Here is a 21665-nt window from a genome sequence, read left to right as displayed (position 1 = left end):
ACCGTTTTGGAAAACCCTCAATGACGACGGAAAATATCCATAAGCACCGCATTCTGATTCTCGATTTTGGTTCTCAATACACGCAACTGGTGGCGCGTCGCGTCCGTGAGCTTGGCGTGTACTGTGAACTCTGGGCCTGGGACGTTACCGAAGCGCAGATTCGCGAGTTCAATCCCAGCGGTATCATCCTGTCGGGTGGCCCGGAAAGCACCACAGAACACGACAGTCCGCGCGCACCTGACTACGTTTTCACGGCTGGCGTGCCCGTGCTGGGCGTCTGTTATGGCATGCAAACCATGGCTATGCAGCTGGGTGGTAAGGTCGAAGGCTCTAACGAGCGCGAATTTGGCTATGCGCAGGTAGAGGTGAACACCGCCAGCGCACTGATTCGCGATATCGAGGATGCTATCAGCGCATCAGGCAAACCGTTGCTGGATGTCTGGATGAGTCACGGTGACAAGGTGACCGCGATTCCGGCTGACTTCGTCACCGTTGCCAGCACGGAAACCTGTCCGTTTGCGATTATGGCGAACGAAGAGAAGCGCTTCTATGGCGTGCAGTTCCACCCGGAAGTCACCCATACGCGCCAGGGCCTGCGCATGCTGGAGCGTTTCGTTATCGATATCTGCCAGTGTGAAGCGCTCTGGACACCGGCCAAAATCATTGAGGATGCCGTTGAGCGCCTGCGTGCACAGGTGGGCGACGACAAAGTCATTCTGGGCTTGTCCGGTGGTGTCGATTCCTCTGTGACCGCGATGCTGCTGCACCGTGCGATTGGTAAAAATCTGACCTGCGTTTTCGTGGATAACGGTCTGTTGCGTCTGAACGAAGCGCAGCAGGTGCTGGATATGTTTGGCGATCACTTTGGTCTGAACATTGTTCACGTCGATGGTGAAGCGCGCTTCCTGGATGCGCTGGCCGGAGAAAGTGACCCTGAAGCGAAGCGTAAAATCATTGGCCGCGTTTTCGTCGAAGTCTTTGACGAGCAGGCGCTGCGCCTGGAAGACGTGAAGTGGCTGGCACAGGGCACCATCTATCCGGATGTGATTGAATCCGCTGCCTCTGCCACCGGTAAAGCGCACGTCATCAAATCGCACCACAACGTCGGCGGCCTGCCAAAAGAGATGAAGATGGGCCTGGTCGAGCCATTACGTGAGCTGTTTAAAGACGAAGTGCGTAAGATCGGTCTGGAACTGGGCCTGCCGTACGATATGCTCTATCGCCATCCGTTCCCGGGCCCGGGTCTGGGCGTACGCGTACTGGGTGAGGTGAAAAAAGAGTACTGTGACCTGCTGCGCCGTGCGGATGCCATCTTTATTGAAGAGCTGCATAAAGCCGATCTCTACAATAAAGTCAGCCAGGCCTTTACGGTGTTCCTGCCCGTCCGTTCCGTGGGCGTAATGGGCGATGGCCGTAAATACGACTGGGTCGTTTCACTGCGTGCGGTCGAAACCATCGACTTCATGACTGCCCACTGGGCGCACCTGCCGTATGATTTCCTGGGCCGCGTGTCCAATCGTATCATTAACGAAGTGAACGGCATTTCCCGCGTGGTCTATGACATTTCCGGTAAGCCACCGGCGACGATTGAGTGGGAGTAATCCCGCTTTCGGCATAGCCCGACAGTCGGTTATATCAAGCACGAAGCCCGCATGATTGCGGGCTTTTTTATTCTCCGTCCTTCTGCTGTCTTGCGAGACCCTGTCGAAACCCATAAGGCACAGCCTCTGCTGATGCGGAAAAGGGTAACGCGGGGCACCAGGTCGACATATAAGGCAAAAAAATCAGCCGGCGTTATTCGGCTGATTTTATTAACAGTATTTCTGCCGGAGAGAAGGAGACGCACCTCCCCGGTCGGGCAATGCTTACTTAAGATGTTCCTTCAGCTCCACGGACGCCTGGCTTATCGCTGTGCGTACCGTTGGCTCTTTACTCAGGGCATTCAGCAAACCAAAGTCGTGGATCATGCCGTTGTAGCGGGTAACGGTTACCGGCACGCCGGCCGCGTCCAGTTTACGGCCAAACGCTTCCCCTTCGTCGCGCAGGACATCCAGTTCGGCGGTCTGAATCAGCGTCGGCGGTAAACCCGCCAGTTCTTCTTTGGTTGCGCGCAGCGGCGAGGCCAGAATGCTGTTCCGATCTTTTTCTGAGGTGGTGTAGTTGTCCCAGAACCACTTCATCATGTTACGGGTCAGGAAGTAGCCATTGGCAAACTGCTTATAAGAAGCATCGTCAAAGTTTGCATCGGTGACAGGCCACAGCATTACATCGTAGCGAATAGCCGGGGTTTTATTCTGCTTAGCCTGCAGCGCAACGGCGGCAACCATATTTCCGCCTACGCTGTTCCCCACCAGAGCCAGGCGCTTACCGTCCACCCCAATTTCAGCGCCGTGTTCGGCTACCCATTTTGTTGCCTCGTAAGCCTGGGTAATGGCGACCGGATAGTGCGCTTCCGGCGAAGGCGTGTAGTTTACAAACACGGCCGCAGCACCGGATTCATTCACGAGATCGCGTACCAGACGTTCATGTGTCGGAAAATCACCCAGCACCCAGCCACCGCCGTGGAAAAACATAAACACAGGCAGTACGCCAGCGGCATGCGCTGGTTTGACTATTGTCAGCGTCAGCGGTTTACCCAGTGCCGTAATGGTCTTTTCAGAAATCTGTGCAGGCGGCAGCGTGGCGCCTTTCTGCGCCCCTGTAAGCACCGCGCGGGCTTCTTTAGGGGATAAGGTTTCAATCGGTTTTCCGCCGCTACTGTTAAGCGCGTGAAGAAATGCCGCCACGCCAACGGTGGGCTCCGGTGCGTTTTCGACCGGACTGGCCCATGCTGATGTCATCTGGCTGGCTAACAGTAAAGCACCTGCGGTGAGTTTCACTTTCATTGGGGTTTCCTTGTGTTTGCTATTAAGTAGTGTGCTATTTAGTTTGGCTACAATGCCAGTGAATTATCATCTTGTAAACAACTAAATAGTGAGCGATCTAAATTTTTACTATCTCACGGTGGGATGAACACGCCAAATAGCGAGGGCGGAATAAAAAATAACTTTGTTTATTAGTGGCTTAAAGGGTCGGGTGATAATTTAACGCCTGCTTTTTTTTGCGCGCTACACTCATGTTGAAGCCGCTACGCTCGCGAACAGGCTATCGATTATTGGTACGTCTTGATCGAGCCGAGTTAAATCAGGGCAGTGCAACAGCCGCGCTTACACCGCTGATATGGAAAATGTTCGGTGTCGAGGGGGAGGCTGACGCGCTCGGTAAATTGCTTTTGCCAGAAGCACAACCGCGCTACCGGGACTGGTTGCAGCGCATTGCGGATCAGGCTAGCGGTCAGTCCCCTTAGCGCACTGGCATAACCGGGGGAGGAAAACCGTGCAAAAACCTTTGCGTCACCTTGCCATGCGTTTCAGCGCAGAAATGCTGATTTATGCGTTAATGGGATGCTCGCCGCTGATCATCGCGCTTACGGCAGGGCAGGTTGCCAGTGTGGCCGGTTGTCCGCTGAATGAGAGCCGCGCGTATCCCTGCTTTATTCTGGGATACGATACCGGCCAGCTCCTTTACAGGATGGGCGTTTCAGGCTGGTTCAGTCTGTATAGCCTGCCGCTGGGGGCGATGCTCATGATGCTACGCACCGCAGCCTTCTTTGGGCAACTGTATTCACATGACCGTGCCAGGGGCAGCTAACGTGTCATGCCGCCGCAGGCGAAGTGAAGTCAAAGCCGGTGCTTTATTGCACTATAACAGCCTGTCTCTGATCCCCGGGAACCCTCATGCTGACCCTGAAAATTTTTTGTCTCTGCTTTCTTACCGTCATTGTGCTGTCGCTCGCGGCCAGTCTGGCGCAGGCGACGCGCGGCGCTGATGCCCTGAATCAGGGCGGCTGGGCGACTGCCCGGCGGGATTCGGCAGGGCTCGCTCCCGATCCGCATGTTAACGCCAGTCAGGCCATCATTCAGGTTTATGCCGCGCCGACCTATGGCTGGAAGGGTGCCGTTGCGGTGCATCCGTGGATTATTTTTAAACGCGCAGGTGAAACCCGCTATACGCGTTATGAAGTCATCAGTTGGGGCAGTGGCGATAAGGTAAGGCGCAATGCCTCTTTGCCAGATGGTTACTGGTACGGTGCAAAACCGCGTTTGCTGGTGGAGCACCGTGGCCCTGAAGCGCAGAACCTGATTCCGCAGATTGAAGCCGCCATCAAAACCTATCCCTGGCCCACGACCTATCATGCCTGGCCCGGACCGAACAGTAATACTTTTATGGCGCACATTGGGCGCAACGTGCCCGCGCTGAAACTGAATCTGCCTGCTAACGCTCTGGGGAAAGACTATCGGCCATTATGGCGTCCGGTTGGCTTACCGCCTTCAGGGCGCGGGGTTCAACTGTCCCTGCTTGGCGTGGCGGGCGTAACGATCGGCGTGCAAGAGGGCGTTGAGTTTAATCTGTTAGGACTGAGTGCTGGCGTCGGATTTGCGCCGTTTCAGCTGCGCCTGCCTTTTATCGGCGGTGTAGGGCATAACAACCTGCAACATGATCATCCCTGATTGCCGGCCAGGGAGAGGCGTCGGGCGCATTGACGTCCTGCCCTCGTCTACCCTGACGCGCTAACGGCCCACAGGTTAGCGCGTCCCGGCAGAAACGGTCAGCAGACGCCGAAATCACCATCTTCGTGATAAAGATTCACGCTGTCTGCTTTAATTTCAATTTCCTTTTTGCTGGCATCATCTACGCGCGCGCACCAAAGCGTGTCGCCTTCTGCACGCAGCACGACCATTTTAGGACCGCCCGTTTTCGACTGAACCAGGTCATCAGGGTTAAACATATTTCCTCCGTTGTTTTCTGATGGTTATGTCTGGCATCGCAGCCTCGCATTTTTTGCGCGGCCTTTTCCATTTTAGACACAACCCGTTTTACCTGCCGTCCGACTGCTCGCATCCTGTCCACACATCACAAAAATACCGCAAGGTTGTCAGTTGACAATCGTGAAAATATAAGGAATGCTACGCGCCATGGTAGACAGAAAGCGGCACCCGAATAAAGAGATTGAGGCAGCATTACGTTACGCAGAATCTTACGGATGGCGGGTTATTGCCTCCGGTCATCATGCATGGGGAAAGCTGTATTGCCCCTCAGATCTTGAGACATGCCGGTGTGGGGAATTTTGTCTGACTTGTATCTGGCACACACCAAAAAGCGCGACGAACCATGCAAAAGCATTGCGGCGCGTCGTAGATAACTGTAGTGAGATAAAAAAACGCAAGCGAGGGCATTAACATGACGGAATACTGTTTCACCTTGCGGTTTGAACTGCCTGAAACGCCAGCATCCATTGATACACTACTGGAAAAACTGGCCGAGGCAGGATGCGATGATGCGCTGGTGGGCGCGGGAACCGCTGGCAAGCTGGCGCTGGAGTTTACCCGCCAGGCGATGTCGGCCAGCGATGCGATCGACAGTGCGATCCGGGATGTACAGGTTGCCATTCCTGGCGCGGTCATGATCGAAGCGGCACCGGACTTTGTCGGCTTAACCGATGTGGCTGACCTTATTGGCGTGTCGCGTCAAAATATGCGCAAACTGATGCTGACGCACAGCAAACAGTTTCCGCTGCCGGTGCATGATGGCAAAACTGCTATCTGGCATTTAGCCGACGTGCTGGAGTGGCTGGGGCAGCGCAATCACTACCAGCTACCCGCGGTCACCTGCGAACTGGCGCAGGTAACCCGTCGGCTTAACGTGTTGGGTTCCGTGCAGCGCTACGGTTACCAAAAAACTAAGCCCTAGTGCGGCAACAGGAAAAGCGTCGCCAGGCCCAGGAAAATAAAAAAGCCACCGGTATCGGTAATGGCCGTAATCAGAACGCTGGAGCCCACGGCGGGATCGCGTTTCATTTTGGTCATTACCAGCGGCACCATCACGCCCATGATGGCTGCCAGCAAAAGATTCAACACCATCGCCAGCATCATCACGCCGCCTAGTGCCATATTGCTGTACATGAGCCAGGTGATGGCACCCATAATCCCGCCCCAGAACAGGCCGTTAATCAGGGCGACGCCAATTTCTCGCTTAAACAGAAACGAGAAGTTGCCCGGTTCAACCTGATGCAGCGCCAGGGCGCGGACAATCATGGTAATGGTCTGGTTACCGGTATTGCCGCCGATGCCGGCGATAATCGGCATTAAAGTCGCAAGCGCGACAATCTGTGAGATAGTGCCCTCAAACAGCCCAATCACGCGGGAAGCGATAAAGGCTGTGCAGAGGTTGATGGCCAGCCAGGCCCAGCGATTTCGCACCGACTTACGGACCGGAGCAAAGACATCCTCTTCCTGGCTGATCCCGCCCATTTTGCGGATGTTGCTTTCGTTTTCTTTGTTTACCAGGTCGACCACATCTTCAATCGTGATACGGCCAATGAGCTTGCCCTGGGCGTCCGTCACCGCTGCGGAAATCAGGTTATAGCGTTCAAAGGCACTGGCGGCGTCTTCGGCTTTATCGTCCAGTTGAAAGGTGGTGGGATGGGGATTCATCACCTCGCTCACCAGGGTTTTGGGTTTATTCAGCAGGATATCCGTCAACAGCAGTTCGCCGAGCAGCTGATTCTGTTCATTGGTAATGAAGATTTTGTCCGTGCCGTCGGGCATGCTTTTGCCTTTGCGCAAAAACCGTTGCACGGTCGCCAGCGTGACGTCCTCGCGTACAGTGAGGATATTGAAGTCCATCACCCGACCCACGCGATCGCGGTCAAACTTCATCACGCTCAGAATACGCGCCCGTAGTTTGGGCTCCAGAGAGGTCAGTAAGCGCCCGGTGAGGCCGCGCGGCAGATAGCGCACCAGCCAGGCCTGGTCGTCAATATCCAGCGGCGCGATAGCCTGGAGAATATCGCGGTCGCTCATCTCGTCGGTCAGGCTGTCCCAGACGGTTTCTGACGCTTCAACCAGCACATGGCCGCGTTTTTCCGGCGGCACCAGGCTCCAGAGCGCCAGGCGGGCTTCTTCAGGCAACGCTTCAAGGATGTCGGCCAGGTCAGCCGCATGGAGCTGGTCGATGTCTTGTTGCAGAATTTCCCGATGTATCACATTTTCACGTTGCTGCTCAGGCGAGAGATGACCGGCTTTATTCCGTAGTGTCTCGCTGAGACCCTGCTCATTGAGCAGCAGCGTCAGAATACGATGACGAATTTCATTTAAACGTTGAGTGTGTGAGGCAGACACATTGCATCCCTTTAGTCTGAAAGCACCTGCACGAAGTGTAGCGTTTTGACTGAAAAAGGGAGGCAAAAAATCGTCCCGCAGGCGGGAATGCGCGCGGATGTGTCAGCGAAAAGCCTGTAAGGGATTAACGACTGCTGGAAAGCGTCGGGATAGCAGGCGCGGATTCAGTTTGCTTTTGCTGATGATGCTCGAAGGCCGCAGGCAGGATAAAAACGAGACGGCTAAACAGAATGATAAAACTGATGAGTAAAACAACCCGCGTCATACTGACGCTTTTTTTACGTCTTCGGGGAGAAAGGGCGCTGTTCACGCAAAGAAATTCCTGTAATAACCCGGACCGGGCGACAGCAATATTTAGTCACAGTCGCCCGGGTAAATCAACCGCTGTTTAAAAAAAATACAACGGCTCAATAGCTGGCTTTCTGGGCCAGCAGGGTCGCAAAACGGCAGTTAATCCGGTTGCCGTTTTCATCTTTGCGATGTAGCTGTCCCCAGTTTTCGTTGTATTTCACAATGTGCCAGTTGCGGTAGTAATGGCTTAACTCACCGGACTTAAACGCGAAAGGGAAGTCAGACGGACAGGGCGCATCCTCGGTATTCATCGCGGCCACAATCAGGTTAAAGCCATTTTTCACGGTACAGGCTTGCATATCCGCGATGAGCTGGGGAATGGTGGCCGGTTGCAAAAACATCATGACCACCGTCGAGATGACCACCTGCCAGGCCCCGTTAAAACGCACCTGATTTAAATCCTGCAGCGCCGTATGAATGCCGGTCAGCCCTTCGGCGGCGATGATCTGATTGAGCCGTTCCAGACTGGCGGGATTGTGATCCCAGGCCGTCACGTCAAAACCATGTTGGTTAAGGAACAGCGTATTACGTCCGCTTCCGCACCCCAGATCAAGCGCTTTTCCTGGTGTCAGTTTAGGCAGCGCCTCGGCCACCTCCGAGTGCACAGGGGTTAAGCCATAGGTTTCTGCAAAATAGTTATCGGTTCGCAATGTCATGATTATCCGTTCGGTAATGCGGGCAGCAAATGCCCGCACAATCAGGCTTCTGCCAGAATCAGCTTCCAGCCGGTGACCTCATTCCAGTAGTTTTGCTCACGCTCCAGATCGAGCTGGACCAGGTTATTTTGACTGAAATAGCCCGCCGGGAAGGTAAGGGTCCAGTGACCCTCATCACAGGTCAGCGTTAACGCGTCAGGACGTGTCGTCGCCTGGCGCTGGTTGTTCAGTAAGGTGCCAAGGCGCAGCAGGAATATCAGCGGCAGAAACTGTTTTTTCTTAAACAGCGTGACGCGAGGCAGTTCATCCACTTTGACGGCTTTACGGTGGAATCTGACCAGTGCTGCCAGCAGCATCTGCTGATCCTGGTTGAACCCCGGCAGGTTGGTGTTCTGCAAAATATAGGCTGAGTGGCGTTGCATGCCGCTGTGGTTGATCGTCAAGCCGACTTCGTGCAGCATCGCCGCCCATTTCAACAGCGCCGCCAACTGAGGATTCGCGAGTTTGGGATTCTGGTCGCGCCATTGCAGATAGAGCTGCTCGGTGGTTTCCAGCACTCGACGCGCCTGGTCGCTGTCGATGGCATAGTGATTCGCCAGGCTCTGAGCGGTGCGGCTGCGAATATCCCGATGGCGGAAACGGCCTTCCATCTCATAAAGTACGCCTTCACGCAGCGCGCCATCGCTCAGGGTCAGTTCACGAATCGCCAGCGCATCAAACACGCCGCAAAGAATCGCCAGCCCCGGAACAAATACGCTTTTGCGCTCTTCAGACAGGCCTGGCAGACTCAGCGCAGCGAACGATTTATGCTTGATCACTTCATCATAAAGCTTTGTCAGTCGCTCTGGCGTAATCAGCTTCTCTTTCTCGCCCATCGCCAGCAGCACTTCGCAGGCCGCTTTGATGGTGCCGGAAGCACCAAGGGCATATTGCCAGCCGTGCAGACGATATTGCCACGCCAGGGTTTCCAGCTTCTGCGTGGCGGCCAGTCGGGCGCGACGGAAGTTTTCAACGCTGATTTCGCCGCCAGGGAAGTAAAGCTGGGCAAAGCTGACGCAGCCCATGCGGCGGCTTTCGACCAACTGGGGCTCAAAATCTTCACCGATGACGAGCTCTGTCGAGCCGCCACCGATATCAATCACCAGCTTGCGTCCTTTTTCCGGTTGCGTATGTTCGACGCCCATAAAGATCAGGCGCGCTTCTTCGTGACCGGAAATCACCTCTATTGGATAAGGAATGACCTCTGCCGCGCGCTGTAAAAACGTCTCAGCGTTAACCGCCTGACGCAGCGTATGTGTGCCGACAATCGTCACGTTGCTGGCATTAAAGCCCTGCAGGCGTTCGGCAAACAGTGCCAGGCAGTTCAGACCGCGCTCCATGGCGTCTTCGCTCAGGTAATTTTTGGCATCCAGGCCATCAGCAAGATGCACGCGCTGCTTCAGTCGCCCCAATACCTGCAAAGCCCCATCCACCACACGGGCAATGACCATGTGGAAACTGTTTGAACCGAGATCGATGGCCGCAAACTCTTGAGGTTTCGGCGTACTTTTTTGGGATATTGGCATAGGCGTTATTCAGGTTGTTCCAGCTTCTTAATGTATTCGTAAATCGCCATTTGCGACCGCACCTTACGACGATTGCCGCGCTGAACGTATTGGTTACTCAGCTCTTTATCCACGACGCGCGCTTTAACCGTGTCGCTGAGCTGAATGGCAATGATGTCCAGAATGCGCTGCTTTATTTGTGGATCCAGGATAGCCACGGCCACTTCGATACGGTAATCAATGTTACGCGTCATCCAGTCAGCCGAGGAGAGAAACACTTTCTTGTCTCCACCGTTTTCAAAGATATAAACGCGGTCATGTTCCAGGAAGCGATCAACGATACTGATCACACGAATATTTTCACTGATCCCAGGCAAGTCCGGAATCAATGAGCACATTCCACGAACCAGTAAATTAACATTTACGCCAACGCTGGAGGCCGTATAAAGCCTGTCTACCAGCCCTTTGTCCACCAGGTTGTTAATTTTAAGAGTTATGCCACTGGGGCGCTTTTGTTGGGCATTCGCAATCTCGTTATCGATCAAATCATACAGCATCCGACGTGAGTTTTGCGGAGAAACCATCAGGTGATCAAACGTCACCGGGCGGTACGGGTTTTCGATAAAGTTAAAGACCCGGCGCACTTCATTGGTGATCCGCGCATCGGCGGTCAGCAGCGAGTAGTCCGTGTACAGACGCGCGGTTTTCTCATTAAAGTTACCGGTGCCGATGTGGGCATAGCGCACGATTTCTTCGCCTTCACGACGGGAAATCAGGAACAGTTTGGCGTGAATTTTCAGGCCAGGCGCCGAGAAAATAACGTGAACACCGGCTTCTGTCAGGCGCTTAGCCCAGTAAATATTGGCTTCTTCATCGAAACGCGCCTGAAGTTCGACGACCACCGTCACTTTCTTACCGTTATAGGCGGCGTGAATCATCGCATCCATGATGCGGGAATGCTTGGCGACGCGGTAAATATTAATTTTAATCGCCAGCACGCTGGGGTCGAATGATGCCTGGCGTAGCAGTTCAAGCACATGCTCGAACGTGTGATACGGATAATAAAGCAGGACGTCGCGATTACGAATGGCGTCAAAACCGTTGCGGAAGCCGTCAAAACCAATGTGGCGAATCTGCGGCATCGGACGGTTAATCAGGTTGTTTTTCCCGACGTTAGGAAACCCGATAAAGTCTTTGAAGTTGTGATAGCGTCCGCCTGCCAGCACGGAGTCGTAGTTGGAAATCGACAGCTTGTCGCACAGCAGCGCCACCATAGAATCCGGCATATCGCGCTGATAGACAAAACGCACAGGTTCTGCCGTCAGACGCTGTTTCAGGCTGGAGGACATCAGTTCCAGTAGGCTGGACTCCATTTCGGTGACCAGATCGTACTCCGCATCGCGCGTCATTTTCATTGAATAGGCGTTCAGCGTGTCGTAATCGTAGAAACCTTTGAAAATATCATCCAGGCAGTAGCGCAGGATATTATCTAACAGGATCATCGGCTTGCGGCGGCGCGGCGGCTCCGCAGGCAGGTTAATAAAACGCGGGACCTTGTCTGACGGGATTTCCAGCAACGCGTACTGAATATCGCTGCCGCGAATGATCTCGACCGCCAGATAGGTGTAATCGTCTTTCAGAAACTCCGTCAGGTCGGTTTCATGGGTAATCAGGATCGGCGTGATGTGCTGACGCAGTTCATGCTTAAAGTAGTGACGCAGCCAGCTTTGCTGATTAGGTGAAAGCTGACGTTCGTTAATCAGAAAGATTTGATTGCGCGCCATTTCCAGCAACAGGTCGTTGTAGAGCGCATCGAATTCCTGATCCGATTTCAGGACGCGCTGCTGAATCTTCTTCAACAGGTGGCGCGGTGTGCTGGCGGAGCCTTGCTCTTCGCCAATCAGGATGCGTCGTTTCAGGTCGGCAAACCGGACCTTGTAAAATTCGTCGAGGTTATTTGAGTAAATACCTAAGAAACGCATACGTTCAATCAGCGGATTACTTTTGTCTGCCGCTTCCTGCAAAACACGTTCGTTAAAGCACAACCAGCTCATTTCTTTTTCAATATAAAGCTTTACCTGACCCATTCTCACTCCGTATGACGGTTGCAGGACTGACGACGCTACAGTATCCATCAGCATTATGGCGAGAGTATGGCAGGCTTGTCCAACAGCAAAAGTTGTCTTATCAAGCCGCTACGGGCAACATAGCGACTCATTTTCGCCGCATAATCAGGGCCGCATGAGCGTAAACCATATTCCCGTCCAGTTTAGCGATCGCCGACGTCGTGCTATTGACCGTTACACGCGGCGCCTCGTCACGTGCTGCGGGGTCGCTATTCTGTTACTGATGATGCTGCTGTTCTTTTGGTTGCTCTGGGTGGTCCTGCCGTTGTTTAGCGCACCGGGTGTGCACAGTCTCAGTCATCAGCGGCTCTGGGATGCATCGCCCGCACTGGCCATTGGTAATAAAGGCAGCGTTGGCTGGCGTATCAGTCGTGATGGCAAGGCACGATTTATACCGCTGAATGGCCAACCGCCTGAGCCCGCGCTGATGCTGACGCCCGCGCCGCAACAGGTGGTAACGAGCGCCGATGGCAATACGGTGCTGCTCAACGCACAGGGCAGTTTAACCCTGTTGCAGCCGGTGATAAGCAAAGGCGAAGGCGAATGGCATTTTCCGTTGGGCGATAGCGGCTTTCGTCTGCCCCAGGGCGACGTAAAAGAAATGGCTGTCGCCACACTTCGTCCCGATCAATGGCGGATTGCAGCGCTCACTGACGCGGGCGTCAGTCTGTTAACGCTGGAAACTAACCGCCAGGCTGCGCTCATCCAGCTGCCGGGTCTGCAGCCTGCGCATCTGGTGCTTTCGCCTAAAGGCGACCTGCTGTACACCACCGAAGGCCGCCTGCTACGGGTCTGGCAAATCGATGACGGGCAGGCCTGGCTGCGGGAAACGCAGATGCTGCCGGAAGCGCCCCAACATATGCAGTTACTGGCCGGAGGCCAAACGCTGCTAATTCAGGACAGTCACGGTATTACGCAGTGGTTTTCCATTGCTGGCGATAACGGCCTGCGCCTGCACGCCATCCGCACGTTCGCACACAGCGCCGGACAGGGTCTGATCGTCAGTGAGGCGCAGCGCCGGGTTTTCGCTACCTTTGATCAAACCGGCCTGCTTAAGGTCTTTGCCAGCAAACAGGATGGGCCCATTCTGCAACACCAGTTAGCACCCGGCATCCTGCAGGCGCAGTTTTCGCCGCAGGGTGACAGCCTGTTGCTGGAGCGATCGTCAGGTTGGGAAACCCTTAAACTGACCAATCCCTGGCCGGATGTGACCTGGCGTAACTTCTGGCAAAAAATCTGGTATGAAAACTATCCCAAAGCCGACTGGGTCTGGCAGTCCACCAATGCCGGAGACAGCTATCAGGCGAAGTTCAGTTTAATTCCGATGGTGGTGGGCACGCTGAAAGCGGCCAGTATGGCGCTGCTTTTTGCCACGCCGCTTGCCCTGGCGGCCGCGATGTACACCGCCTGGTTTATGGCACCCGGTTTACGTCGTTGGGTGAAGCCTGCGATAGAGATGATGGGGGCGTTGCCCAGTGTGGTGATTGGGTTGATTGCCGGATTATGGTTAGCGCCCCATGTCGGTCAGGCATTAGCAGGAATTCTGTTGCTGCCGGTCACGCTGGCGGGCAGTCTGCTTGGCTGCGGTATTCTGGCCCGCCGCTTACCGGCCCGCTGGCGGCAGCCGGGCCATGAGGTTATCCTGCTGCTGCCCGTGCTGCTTATTGTCGCGGCGTTAACGCTCTGGCTACCGACGCTAATCGTGCCGGATGCCGGTGACTGGCTGCCGCATTACGCGCAGCGTAATCTGCTGATAGCGGCGCTGGCGATGGGGTTTGCGCTGGTGCCGATGATTTTTACGCTGGCGGAAGATGCGCTGTTCAGCGTTCCGGCGTCGCTGGGGCAGGGCTCACTGGCGCTGGGTGCCACGCCGTGGCAAACCCTGACGCGGGTCGTGCTGCCGGGAGCGTCAGCCGGCATTTTTGCCGCGCTGATGATTGGTTTCGGACGGGCCGTAGGCGAAACCATGATTCTCTTAATGGCCACCGGGAACACGCCGCAAACTGAAGGCGGCCTGTTCAGTGGCCTGCGCACGCTGTCAGCCAATATCGCGATTGAAATGCCTGAGGCGGCCGTTGGCAGCGCACATTACCGGATTCTGTTTTTAAGTGCGCTGGTGCTGCTGGTCTTTACGTTGATGATCAATACGGTTGCCGAGCTTATCCGCCAGCGTCTGCGCCTGCGTTTTAGCCAGTATAAGGAGCAGGCATGAAGGCGATACGACAAAACGATCGCTGGCGTTGGCTTACGGCGGGTGCCGTGACGGTCTGTTTACTGGCCTTTACCCTGTTGATCGCGCTACTGGGATGGCAGGGGCTGCGCGCGTTCTGGCCCCATCCCGTCGATCTCTATCAGTTCACACTGCCTGATGGCAGCAAAACCCGTGTACTGGGCGAAACGCTTGAGCGGCAATCGCATTATCCGGCGCCTGCCGCCGCGTCAGACGGCAAACCGGGCGACGTACATCGCTATCTGATTAAGACTGGCAACCGGGACTGGGCCGCGCCTGACTTTCGGGCTGTGCTGAGTCAGCAGGCACCGATTGTCAGCCAGCCGGACGAGGTGATGGTGCTGCAGCGCCGCAGTCAGGGGAATGCCTATGGCTGGTTTGTCGGCCTGCGGGAAGAGAATGATGTTCTTACGGCAAAAGACATTATGGCGCTTCTGCAACAGCGCCTTGAACAGGTAAAGCTTATCGAGCAGCAGGCCAGCGAGATGCGCCGGGTCGATATTGCCCGGTTGAATGAACAACTGGACCAGTTGGACGATCAGGCTGAGCATCAGCGCGCGGCAAAGCAGTTTGATTTGCAGGCGCAGTCAGAATACGAGGCCAACCAGGCGGCGCTGCAACGCCGCCTTCTTCAGCTCAATGACAGGCTGAACAGTCTGCAAGCGGAAAGCCAGCGTGATGCGCTGATTCTGCGCGATGTGAACGGCACTGATCACCGCATCCCTCTGTCGCAGATTGTGGAAGCCTGGCAACCCAATGCGATGAGCCTGACGCAAAAAATGGGGCATTTCTGCCAGCAGGTGTGGCGCTTTATTAGCGATTCGCCTGCCGAAGGGGAAAGCGAGTTTGGCGTGTTTCCGGCGATATTTGGCACGGTGCTCATGGTGCTGCTGATGTCTGTAGTTGTGATGCCGCTGGGCGTTATCGCGGCGCTGTGGCTACATGAATATGCGGAACGCAACGCGTTGACCCGTCTGGTACGCATCGCCGTGGTCAACCTGGCGGGCGTGCCCTCGATTGTTTATGGCGTATTTGGGCTGGGCTTTTTTGTCTGGCTGGTGGGCGGCACGGTGGACCAACTGTTTTACAGCAGCACCTTGCCCGCCCCGACATTTGGTACGCCCGGTTTGCTGTGGGCGTCGCTGACACTGGCCCTGCTGACCTTGCCGGTGGTGATTGTCGCGACGGAAGAAGGGCTTTCCCGTATTCCCGACAGTCTTCGGCAGGGCTCGCTGGCGCTGGGGGCGACCCAGGCAGAAACGCTCTGGAACGTGGTATTGCCTATGGCCGTTCCGGCCATGTTAACCGGACTGATTCTGGCCGTGGCACGTGCCGCAGGCGAGACCGCGCCTCTGATGCTGGTGGGCGTGGTTAAAATGGTGCCGGAACTGCCGGTAGATGCGGTGTTCCCCTACCTGCACCTCGACAGAAAATTTATGCATCTGGGCTTTCAGATCTATGATCTCGCCTTTCAGAGCCCTAATACCGAAGCTGACCGGCCGCTGGTTTTCGCCACGGCGCTGCTTCTGGTGCTCATTATTCTGTTGCTGAACCTGTTAGCTATGGGCCTGCGTCACCGCCTGCGTGAACGCTATCGCCTGATGACTCAATAACTGACGATGACTATGATGCCCGAAACTGATATTGCGCTAACCGTTGATCATCTGTCGCTCTGGTACGGTGAGCGCCAGGTGCTTCAGGATGTCTCGCTGCAACTGCCTAAAAATCGCATCACCGCGTTGATTGGCCCGTCCGGCTGCGGCAAATCAACGCTGCTGCGCTGCTTTAATCGTATGAACGACGTGATTGATCGCTGCCGCATCGAAGGGGACATTCTGCTGGATCAGCAGTCGATTATGCGACCTGCTCAGGATGTCTCTGCGCTGCGTCGCCGGGTCGGGATGGTGTTTCAGCGGCCCAATCCGTTCCCCAAATCGGTATACGAAAATGTGGTGTACGGACTGCGGCTGCAAGGGGTGCGCGATAAGCGCGTACTGAATGAAGCCTGCGAACGGGCACTCCGGGCGGCGGCGCTGTGGGGTGAGGTGAAAGATCAGCTGGCACAGAATGCGCTGACGCTTTCCACGGGGCAGCAACAAAGGCTGGTTATCGCCCGCGCTATTGCGATTGAGCCGGACGTCCTGTTACTTGATGAGCCAACATCCGCGCTGGACCCGATTTCTACCCTGGTGATCGAAGAACTGATGAGTACGCTCAGGCAGCATTTCACGCTGGTGCTGGTCACCCACAACATGCAGCAGGCTTCACGCGTGTCGGATTACACAGCCTTTATGCATCAGGGATCGCTGGTGGAGTTTGACACCACAGACAGGATTTTCACCACACCACAGGTGCGCCGGACGGAAGATTACATCACCGGGCGTTACGGTTGAAAGGGCAGGGAGCCTGGCTCCCTGAGCATTAATCGTGGGCGTAGCCCTGAGCGGGTAAGGGATGACCATCCAGCCAGGCTTTTCCCTCACGCATGGTCAGTCGGCCTTCGGTAAACCAGTTAATTACCAGTGGGTAGATGGCATGTTCCTGATGCTGCACGCGTTCGGTAATCTCGGCCTCGCTGTCTTCAGCAAACACCGGCACCCTGGCCTGCAAAATGACCGGGCCACCATCCAGTTCATCGGTCACGAAGTGCACGGACGTACCGTGCTCCTTATCGCCGTTTTCAAGCGCCTGGCGGTGCGTATGCAGACCGGGATATTTCGGCAGCAGCGACGGATGAATGTTCAGCAGACGGTCAGAGTAATGCGCCACGAAGCCCGGACTCAGAATGCGCATATAACCCGCCAGCACCACCAGATCCGGTCCATACGCATCGATCTCACGCATCAGCTGCCGATCAAAACTGTCGCGATCGTTAAAGTCACGTGCATCAAGCGCTTTTGCCGGGATCCCGGCCTCCTGCGCGCGAACTAAACCATAGGCGGAGGCTTTGTTACTGAACACGGCAGCGACGCTGCCGTGAATACGCCCGTTTGCACAGGCGTCGAGGATGGACTGAAGGTTACTTCCGTTACCCGAAATCAGTACAACCAGCTTTTTCATGAATGAATAACCACACGCTCTTCCGAGTCTGAGGCGTTAATCACACCAATTTTCCAGGCGTTTTCACCGGCAGCACGCATCAGGTCAACGGCCTTATCCGCGTCAGCCGGGCTCAGCGCGATGATCATGCCCACGCCGCAGTTGAAGGTGCGATACATCTCATGACGACTGACATTGCCCGCCTGCTGCATCCAGCCGAACACCGCAGGCCACTGCCAGCTTTTCTCGTCAATCACCGCCTGAGTATTGTCGGGCAGGACACGCGGAATGTTTTCCCAGAAACCGCCGCCGGTGAGATGAGCAATCGCGTGCACATCCACCTGCTCAATCAGGCTGAGGATGTTTTTGACGTAAATGCGCGTCGGCGCCAGTAAGTGATCGGCCAGCGGTTTTCCTTCCAGTTGCTCAACCAACGGATCGGTGCCGCTGACTTCCAGAATCTTACGCACCAGGGAATAGCCATTCGAGTGCGGGCCGCTTGAGCCCAGGGCGATCAGCACATCACCGTCCTGAACCTTGCTACCGTCAATGATTTCTGACTTTTCAACCACACCGACGCAAAAGCCCGCGACATCGTAATCTTCGCCATGATACATGCCCGGCATTTCAGCGGTTTCGCCGCCCACCAGCGCACAGCCTGACTGCAGACAACCTTCGGCGATACCGGTGATGACCGCCGATGCGGTGTCCACATCCAGCTTGCCGGTCGCGTAGTAATCCAGGAAGAAGAGAGGCTCCGCGCCCTGTACCACCAGGTCGTTAACACACATAGCAACCAGATCGATACCAATGGCATCGTGACGTTTGAGATCCATCGCCAGACGCAGCTTGGTGCCCACGCCATCGGTGCCGGAGACCAGCACAGGCTCACGGTATTTTTGCGGCAGCGCACAAAGCGCACCGAAGCCGCCTAGTCCACCCATGACTTCCGGGCGACGCGTCTTTTTCACTACGCCTTTAATACGGTCAACCAGAGCGTTACCAGCATCAATATCAACACCGGCGTCTTTGTAGCTGAGAGAGGTCTTATCGGTCACTGCGAGGTCCCCACGCGAGTTGCGGTTGGTGGTTTAATATAAAGCGCGGCAATTCTATCAGCGCAGGCAAACGTTTGCGAGTCTCAGATTGCGTCCCCGACAATTTTCATCAATCCTTATTTTATGCGGTGGATTGCGCAAGCACATGTGGCGCGATGCTAAAAAGGCGGTATAATCCCGCGATTTTTTTTTAGCTCAACTCACTCCGGGAGAACAACAATGAAGATCGTGGAAGTTAAACACCCGCTGGTCAAACATAAACTGGGACTGATGCGTGAGCATGATATCAGTACGAAGCGTTTCCGTGAGCTGGCCTCTGAAGTGGGCAGTCTGCTGACCTATGAAGCCACGGCCGATCTGGAAACCGAAAAGGTCACCATTGAGGGCTGGAATGGCCCGGTTCAGGTTGATCAAATTAAAGGCAAAAAAATCACCGTTGTGCCCATCCTGCGTGCCGGCCTGGGCATGATGGAAGGCGTACTGGAGCACGTGCCCAGCGCGCGCATCAGCGTGGTAGGCGTGTACCGTGACGAAGAAACGCTGGAGCCTGTACCTTATTTCCAGAAGCTGGTGTCCAACATTGAAGAGCGCCTGGCGCTGGTGGTCGATCCGATGCTGGCGACGGGCGGCTCCATGATCGCCACTATCGATCTCCTGAAAAAAGCCGGCTGCAGCAGCATTAAAGTGCTGGTGCTGGTCGCTGCGCCAGAAGGCATTGCCGCACTGGAGAAAGCGCACCCGGACGTGGAGCTGTACACCGCCTCCGTGGACCAGGGCCTGAACGACAAGGGTTACATCATTCCGGGCCTGGGTGACGCGGGCGATAAGATTTTCGGCACCAAATAGTGACCTTTTCAGGCGGCTTCATGCAGCACCTTGCTGTCAGCCTGCAGGCGCAGGCCGAGCCGCTTTTTTTCGCAACAGCCAATAACCTTCATCAGCCGACCAGAGAGTCGGCTTTTTTTTTGACCAAAAACAGACTATCAACTCAAGGGGACTTTTAATGACTCGTCGCGCTATCGGCGTTAGCGAACGGCCGCCATTACTGCAAACGATTCCGCTCAGCCTGCAACATCTGTTCGCCATGTTCGGCGCAACGGTGCTGGTACCCATCCTCTTTCATATCAACCCGGCTACGGTACTGCTGTTTAACGGTGTCGGGACGCTGCTATATCTGTTTATCTGTAAAGGCAAGATCCCCGCTTATCTGGGATCCAGTTTTGCCTTTATTTCACCTGTTTTACTCCTGCTGCCGCTGGGTTACGAAGTGGCGCTGGGGGGATTTATTCTCTGCGGCGTGCTGTTCTGTCTGGTCGCGTTGATCGTCAAAAAAGCCGGTACCGGCTGGCTGGATGTGATGTTTCCGCCTGCTGCAATGGGCGCTATTGTGGCGGTCATTGGTCTGGAGCTGGCGGGCGTCGCAGCAAACATGGCAGGCCTGCTCCCTGCTGAAGGTCATGCGCCTGACGGGACAACCGTGCTGATTTCGCTGCTCACCCTGGCCGTCACCGTTTTTGGCTCGGTGTTATTTCGTGGCTTTATGGCCATTATCCCGATTTTGATCGGCGTGCTGGTGGGCTACGCGCTTTCCGCTTTTATGGGCATTGTGGACTGGCGCGGCGTGGAAAGTGCGCCGTGGTTTGCATTACCGACGTTTTATACGCCGCGTTTTGAATGGGTGGCGATGTTAACGATCCTGCCCGCCGCGCTGGTGGTGATCGCCGAACACGTGGGCCACCTTGTGGTCACGGCCAATATTGTTAAGCGTGATCTGGTCCGTGATCCCGGCCTGCATCGTTCCATGTTCGCCAACGGTTTATCGACCGTCATTTCGGGTTTCTTTGGATCCACGCCAAACACCACCTATGGTGAAAATATCGGCGTAATGGCCATTACCCGCGTTTACAGCACCTGGGTGATTGGCGGCGCGGCCATTTTCGCGATTTTGCTCTCCTGCGTGGGCAAACTGGCAGCGGCTATACAGGCGATCCCGGTGCCGGTCATGGGCGGCGTCTCCTTGCTGCTGTACGGCGTCATCGGTGCCTCCGGTATTCGTGTCCTGATCGAATCCAAAGTGGACTACAACAAAGCGCAAAACCTGATTCTGACCTCCGTGATCCTGATCATTGGCGTCAGCGGCGCGAAAGTGCACATCGGTGCCGCCGAGCTGAAAGGGATGGCGCTGGCGACGCTGGTTGGCGTTGCGCTGGCGTTGATTTTCCGCGTCATTTCCCTGCTGCGCCCGGAAGAAGTGGTGCTTGATGCAGAAGAGACACGCGACACATCGTCATGATGAAGGCCTGAAGACGCGGGCAGGGACGCCCGATTCATCTCTTCGCAAAAACTATGATAGACTGCCCCCGATTTTTGCCTGTTCGCTTGCTGAGGTGCTTCTGAACACGCCGGCACAATTGTCATTGCCACTCTATCTACCTGACAACGAAACCTTTGCCAGCTTCTGGCCGGGGGAAAACCCCTCGCTGATCGCTGCGATCAAGGGGGCGCTAAGCCAACAACATGGCAGCTATCTCTACTTCTGGTCGCGCGAAGGAGGAGGGCGCAGCCATCTGCTGCACGCTGCCTGCGCTGAAATGTCCGCGCGTGGTGAAGCCGTGGGCTATGTACCGCTGGATAAGCGCACCTGGTTTGTTCCAGAGGTGCTGGACGGCATGGAACAACTGCCGCTGGTTTGCATCGACAATATCGAATGCATCGCGGGAGAAGAAGCCTGGGAAATGGCGATTTTTAATCTCTATAACCGCATCCTGGAAACCGGCAATACCCGGCTCTTTATTACTGGCGATCGTCCCCCGCGTCAGCTGAACCTGCATTTACCCGATCTGGCATCACGGCTCGACTGGGGGCAAATCTACCGTCTGCAGCCGCTCTCCGATGAAGATAAGTTACAGGCTTTACAGCTTCGCGCCGGACTGCGTGGGTTCGAACTGCCTGAAGACGTCGGCCGGTTTTTACTGAAGCGGCTGGATCGGGAGATGCGCACGCTGTTTGATACGCTGGATCGTCTGGACAGCGCCTCTATCAGTGCGCAACGCAAACTCACGATCCCGTTTGTTAAAGAAACGCTTGGACTTTAAAGAATCGCCAGTACCGCCTCGGGCGGACGGCCTAAGCGGGCCCGATCGCCATTGATCACAATGGGCCGCTCAATCAGAATGGGATTTTCAACCATCGCGTCCAGCAAAGCGCTTTCGCTTAACGCTGCCTGATCCAGCGCCAGGGCGGTATAGGTCGGTTCGTTGCGGCGCATCAACTGACGCGCGCTCTCCATGCCCAGTTTCTGCAGCAGAATCTGCAACGTCGCTTTGTCGGGCGGCGTCTCCAGATAGCGCACAATCACCGGCTGGATGCCACGCTGCTCCAGCAGTGCCAGAGTTTCCCGACTCTTACTGCAACGGGGATTATGATAAAGCGTCACCATAC

The 21665-nt window shown here is 55.5% G+C and carries 21 protein-coding genes; 11 read left to right on the top strand and 10 right to left on the bottom strand.

Going from position 1 to position 21665, the window contains the following annotated elements:
- Positions 1-20: 20 nt before the first annotated feature.
- Positions 21-1601 (top strand): glutamine-hydrolyzing GMP synthase, encoded by a 1581-nt coding sequence (gene guaA / locus RAC90_RS11580; RefSeq protein ID WP_006120616.1) that lies wholly within the window; start codon positions 21-23, stop codon positions 1599-1601.
- Between the two features lie 264 nt (positions 1602-1865).
- Here the strand turns inward: guaA and RAC90_RS11575 are convergent, their stop codons facing one another.
- The gene (locus tag RAC90_RS11575; protein WP_033740876.1) at positions 1866-2885 is read right to left on the bottom strand and encodes an alpha/beta hydrolase; all 1020 of its coding nucleotides are present in this window, start codon (positions 2883-2885) and stop codon (positions 1866-1868) included.
- A 490-nt stretch (positions 2886-3375) separates the two neighbouring features.
- Between RAC90_RS11575 and RAC90_RS11570 the strand changes: the two genes are divergently transcribed.
- Both RAC90_RS11570 and RAC90_RS11565 read left to right on the top strand, forming a co-directional pair.
- A complete protein-coding gene (locus RAC90_RS11570; protein WP_146212559.1) occupies positions 3376-3690 on the top strand; it encodes a hypothetical protein in 315 nt (104 codons plus the stop codon).
- 86 nt (positions 3691-3776) lie between these two features.
- On the top strand, positions 3777-4550 hold the full coding sequence (locus RAC90_RS11565) for a DUF3750 domain-containing protein (RefSeq protein WP_054633337.1): 774 nt from the start codon (positions 3777-3779) through the stop codon (positions 4548-4550).
- A 98-nt stretch (positions 4551-4648) separates the two neighbouring features.
- Here the strand turns inward: RAC90_RS11565 and RAC90_RS11560 are convergent, their stop codons facing one another.
- Positions 4649-4828, bottom strand: coding sequence for a hypothetical protein (locus tag RAC90_RS11560; protein WP_033740871.1), 180 nt, complete (start codon positions 4826-4828; stop codon positions 4649-4651).
- Between the two features lie 187 nt (positions 4829-5015).
- On the opposite strand from RAC90_RS11560, the gene RAC90_RS11555 reads away from it, so the two are divergent.
- A complete protein-coding gene (locus RAC90_RS11555) occupies positions 5016-5279 on the top strand; it encodes a hypothetical protein (RefSeq protein WP_152999640.1) in 264 nt (87 codons plus the stop codon).
- A 1-nt stretch (position 5280) separates the two neighbouring features.
- Positions 5281-5790 (top strand): AlpA family transcriptional regulator, encoded by a 510-nt coding sequence (locus RAC90_RS11550; protein WP_185199107.1) that lies wholly within the window; start codon positions 5281-5283, stop codon positions 5788-5790.
- Here RAC90_RS11550 and mgtE read toward each other — a convergent pair.
- From mgtE to ppk1, 5 genes are all read right to left on the bottom strand, one after another.
- Positions 5787-7220 (bottom strand): magnesium transporter, encoded by a 1434-nt coding sequence (gene mgtE, locus RAC90_RS11545; RefSeq protein ID WP_033740865.1) that lies wholly within the window; start codon positions 7218-7220, stop codon positions 5787-5789. The two genes, RAC90_RS11550 and mgtE, sit on opposite strands and share 4 nt — an antisense overlap.
- Before the next feature lie 124 nt (positions 7221-7344).
- Positions 7345-7530, bottom strand: coding sequence for a YfgG family protein (locus tag RAC90_RS11540; protein ID WP_006120471.1), 186 nt, complete (start codon positions 7528-7530; stop codon positions 7345-7347).
- A 97-nt stretch (positions 7531-7627) separates the two neighbouring features.
- Positions 7628-8266, bottom strand: a complete 639-nt coding sequence (gene tehB / locus RAC90_RS11535; protein ID WP_072021705.1) for a tellurite resistance methyltransferase TehB — start codon at positions 8264-8266, stop codon at positions 7628-7630.
- Between the two features lie 2 nt (positions 8267-8268).
- On the bottom strand, positions 8269-9792 hold the full coding sequence (ppx, locus tag RAC90_RS11530; protein ID WP_033740864.1) for an exopolyphosphatase: 1524 nt from the start codon (positions 9790-9792) through the stop codon (positions 8269-8271).
- A gap of 5 nt (positions 9793-9797) precedes the next feature.
- Positions 9798-11858: a polyphosphate kinase 1 gene (ppk1, locus tag RAC90_RS11525; RefSeq protein WP_006120467.1), complete on the bottom strand. Its 2061-nt coding sequence runs from the start codon at positions 11856-11858 to the stop codon at positions 9798-9800.
- A 154-nt stretch (positions 11859-12012) separates the two neighbouring features.
- On the opposite strand from ppk1, the gene RAC90_RS11520 reads away from it, so the two are divergent.
- From RAC90_RS11520 to pstB, 3 genes are read left to right on the top strand one after another with little or no spacing between them, the layout of a single operon-like run.
- Complete coding sequence (locus RAC90_RS11520) at positions 12013-14109, top strand: ABC transporter permease subunit (RefSeq protein WP_375124349.1); 2097 nt, start codon at positions 12013-12015, stop codon at positions 14107-14109.
- The gene (gene pstA, locus RAC90_RS11515; protein WP_205955559.1) at positions 14106-15740 is read left to right on the top strand and encodes a phosphate ABC transporter permease PstA; all 1635 of its coding nucleotides are present in this window, start codon (positions 14106-14108) and stop codon (positions 15738-15740) included. The genes RAC90_RS11520 and pstA overlap by 4 nt, the downstream gene beginning before the upstream one ends.
- Positions 15741-15752: 12 nt before the next feature.
- Entirely contained in the window at positions 15753-16520 is a 768-nt protein-coding gene (pstB, locus tag RAC90_RS11510; protein ID WP_033740860.1) for a phosphate ABC transporter ATP-binding protein PstB, read from the top strand.
- Between the two features lie 28 nt (positions 16521-16548).
- Here the strand turns inward: pstB and purN are convergent, their stop codons facing one another.
- The gene (gene purN, locus RAC90_RS11505; protein ID WP_205955558.1) at positions 16549-17187 is read right to left on the bottom strand and encodes a phosphoribosylglycinamide formyltransferase; all 639 of its coding nucleotides are present in this window, start codon (positions 17185-17187) and stop codon (positions 16549-16551) included.
- Entirely contained in the window at positions 17184-18224 is a 1041-nt protein-coding gene (gene purM, locus RAC90_RS11500) for a phosphoribosylformylglycinamidine cyclo-ligase (protein ID WP_033740857.1), read from the bottom strand. Before purM ends, purN begins: the two co-directional genes overlap by 4 nt.
- Positions 18225-18443: 219 nt before the next feature.
- Here purM and upp point away from each other — a divergent pair, with 219 nt between their 5' ends.
- The 3 genes from upp to hda all read left to right on the top strand — a co-directional run bounded on the left by upp (position 18444) and on the right by hda (position 21319).
- Positions 18444-19070: a uracil phosphoribosyltransferase gene (gene upp / locus RAC90_RS11495; RefSeq protein ID WP_013026702.1), complete on the top strand. Its 627-nt coding sequence runs from the start codon at positions 18444-18446 to the stop codon at positions 19068-19070.
- A 157-nt stretch (positions 19071-19227) separates the two neighbouring features.
- Positions 19228-20517 carry a uracil permease gene (gene uraA, locus RAC90_RS11490; RefSeq protein ID WP_033740855.1) on the top strand — a complete coding sequence of 430 codons (1290 nt, stop codon included), beginning with the start codon at positions 19228-19230 and terminating at the stop codon, positions 20515-20517.
- 94 nt (positions 20518-20611) lie between these two features.
- A complete protein-coding gene (hda, locus tag RAC90_RS11485) occupies positions 20612-21319 on the top strand; it encodes a DnaA inactivator Hda (RefSeq protein WP_033740991.1) in 708 nt (235 codons plus the stop codon).
- Here hda and arsC read toward each other — a convergent pair.
- Entirely contained in the window at positions 21316-21663 is a 348-nt protein-coding gene (gene arsC, locus RAC90_RS11480) for an arsenate reductase (glutaredoxin) (RefSeq protein WP_006120455.1), read from the bottom strand. The two genes, hda and arsC, sit on opposite strands and share 4 nt — an antisense overlap.
- Positions 21664-21665 lie beyond the last annotated feature (2 nt).

The organism is Pantoea sp. CS_6, from assembly GCF_041954745.1.
Taxonomy (GTDB): domain Bacteria; phylum Pseudomonadota; class Gammaproteobacteria; order Enterobacterales; family Enterobacteriaceae; genus Pantoea; species Pantoea stewartii.
Note: the sequence above shows the minus strand (reverse complement) of the source record. Positions and strands in the feature narration are given on the sequence as shown.

Coding starts and splice junctions, on each gene's coding strand:
- guaA (WP_006120616.1), top strand. CDS start 21: ATGACGACGGAAAATATCCATAAGCACCGCATTCTGATTCTCGATTTT.
- RAC90_RS11575 (WP_033740876.1), bottom strand. CDS start 2,885: ATGAAAGTGAAACTCACCGCAGGTGCTTTACTGTTAGCCAGCCAGATG.
- RAC90_RS11565 (WP_054633337.1), top strand. CDS start 3,777: ATGCTGACCCTGAAAATTTTTTGTCTCTGCTTTCTTACCGTCATTGTG.
- RAC90_RS11560 (WP_033740871.1), bottom strand. CDS start 4,828: ATGTTTAACCCTGATGACCTGGTTCAGTCGAAAACGGGCGGTCCTAAA.
- RAC90_RS11555 (WP_152999640.1), top strand. CDS start 5,016: ATGGTAGACAGAAAGCGGCACCCGAATAAAGAGATTGAGGCAGCATTA.
- RAC90_RS11550 (WP_185199107.1), top strand. CDS start 5,281: ATGACGGAATACTGTTTCACCTTGCGGTTTGAACTGCCTGAAACGCCA.
- ppx (WP_033740864.1), bottom strand. CDS start 9,792: ATGCCAATATCCCAAAAAAGTACGCCGAAACCTCAAGAGTTTGCGGCC.
- ppk1 (WP_006120467.1), bottom strand. CDS start 11,858: ATGGGTCAGGTAAAGCTTTATATTGAAAAAGAAATGAGCTGGTTGTGC.
- RAC90_RS11520 (WP_375124349.1), top strand. CDS start 12,013: ATGAGCGTAAACCATATTCCCGTCCAGTTTAGCGATCGCCGACGTCGT.
- pstA (WP_205955559.1), top strand. CDS start 14,106: ATGAAGGCGATACGACAAAACGATCGCTGGCGTTGGCTTACGGCGGGT.
- pstB (WP_033740860.1), top strand. CDS start 15,753: ATGATGCCCGAAACTGATATTGCGCTAACCGTTGATCATCTGTCGCTC.
- purN (WP_205955558.1), bottom strand. CDS start 17,187: ATGAAAAAGCTGGTTGTACTGATTTCGGGTAACGGAAGTAACCTTCAG.
- upp (WP_013026702.1), top strand. CDS start 18,444: ATGAAGATCGTGGAAGTTAAACACCCGCTGGTCAAACATAAACTGGGA.
- uraA (WP_033740855.1), top strand. CDS start 19,228: ATGACTCGTCGCGCTATCGGCGTTAGCGAACGGCCGCCATTACTGCAA.
- arsC (WP_006120455.1), bottom strand. CDS start 21,663: ATGGTGACGCTTTATCATAATCCCCGTTGCAGTAAGAGTCGGGAAACT.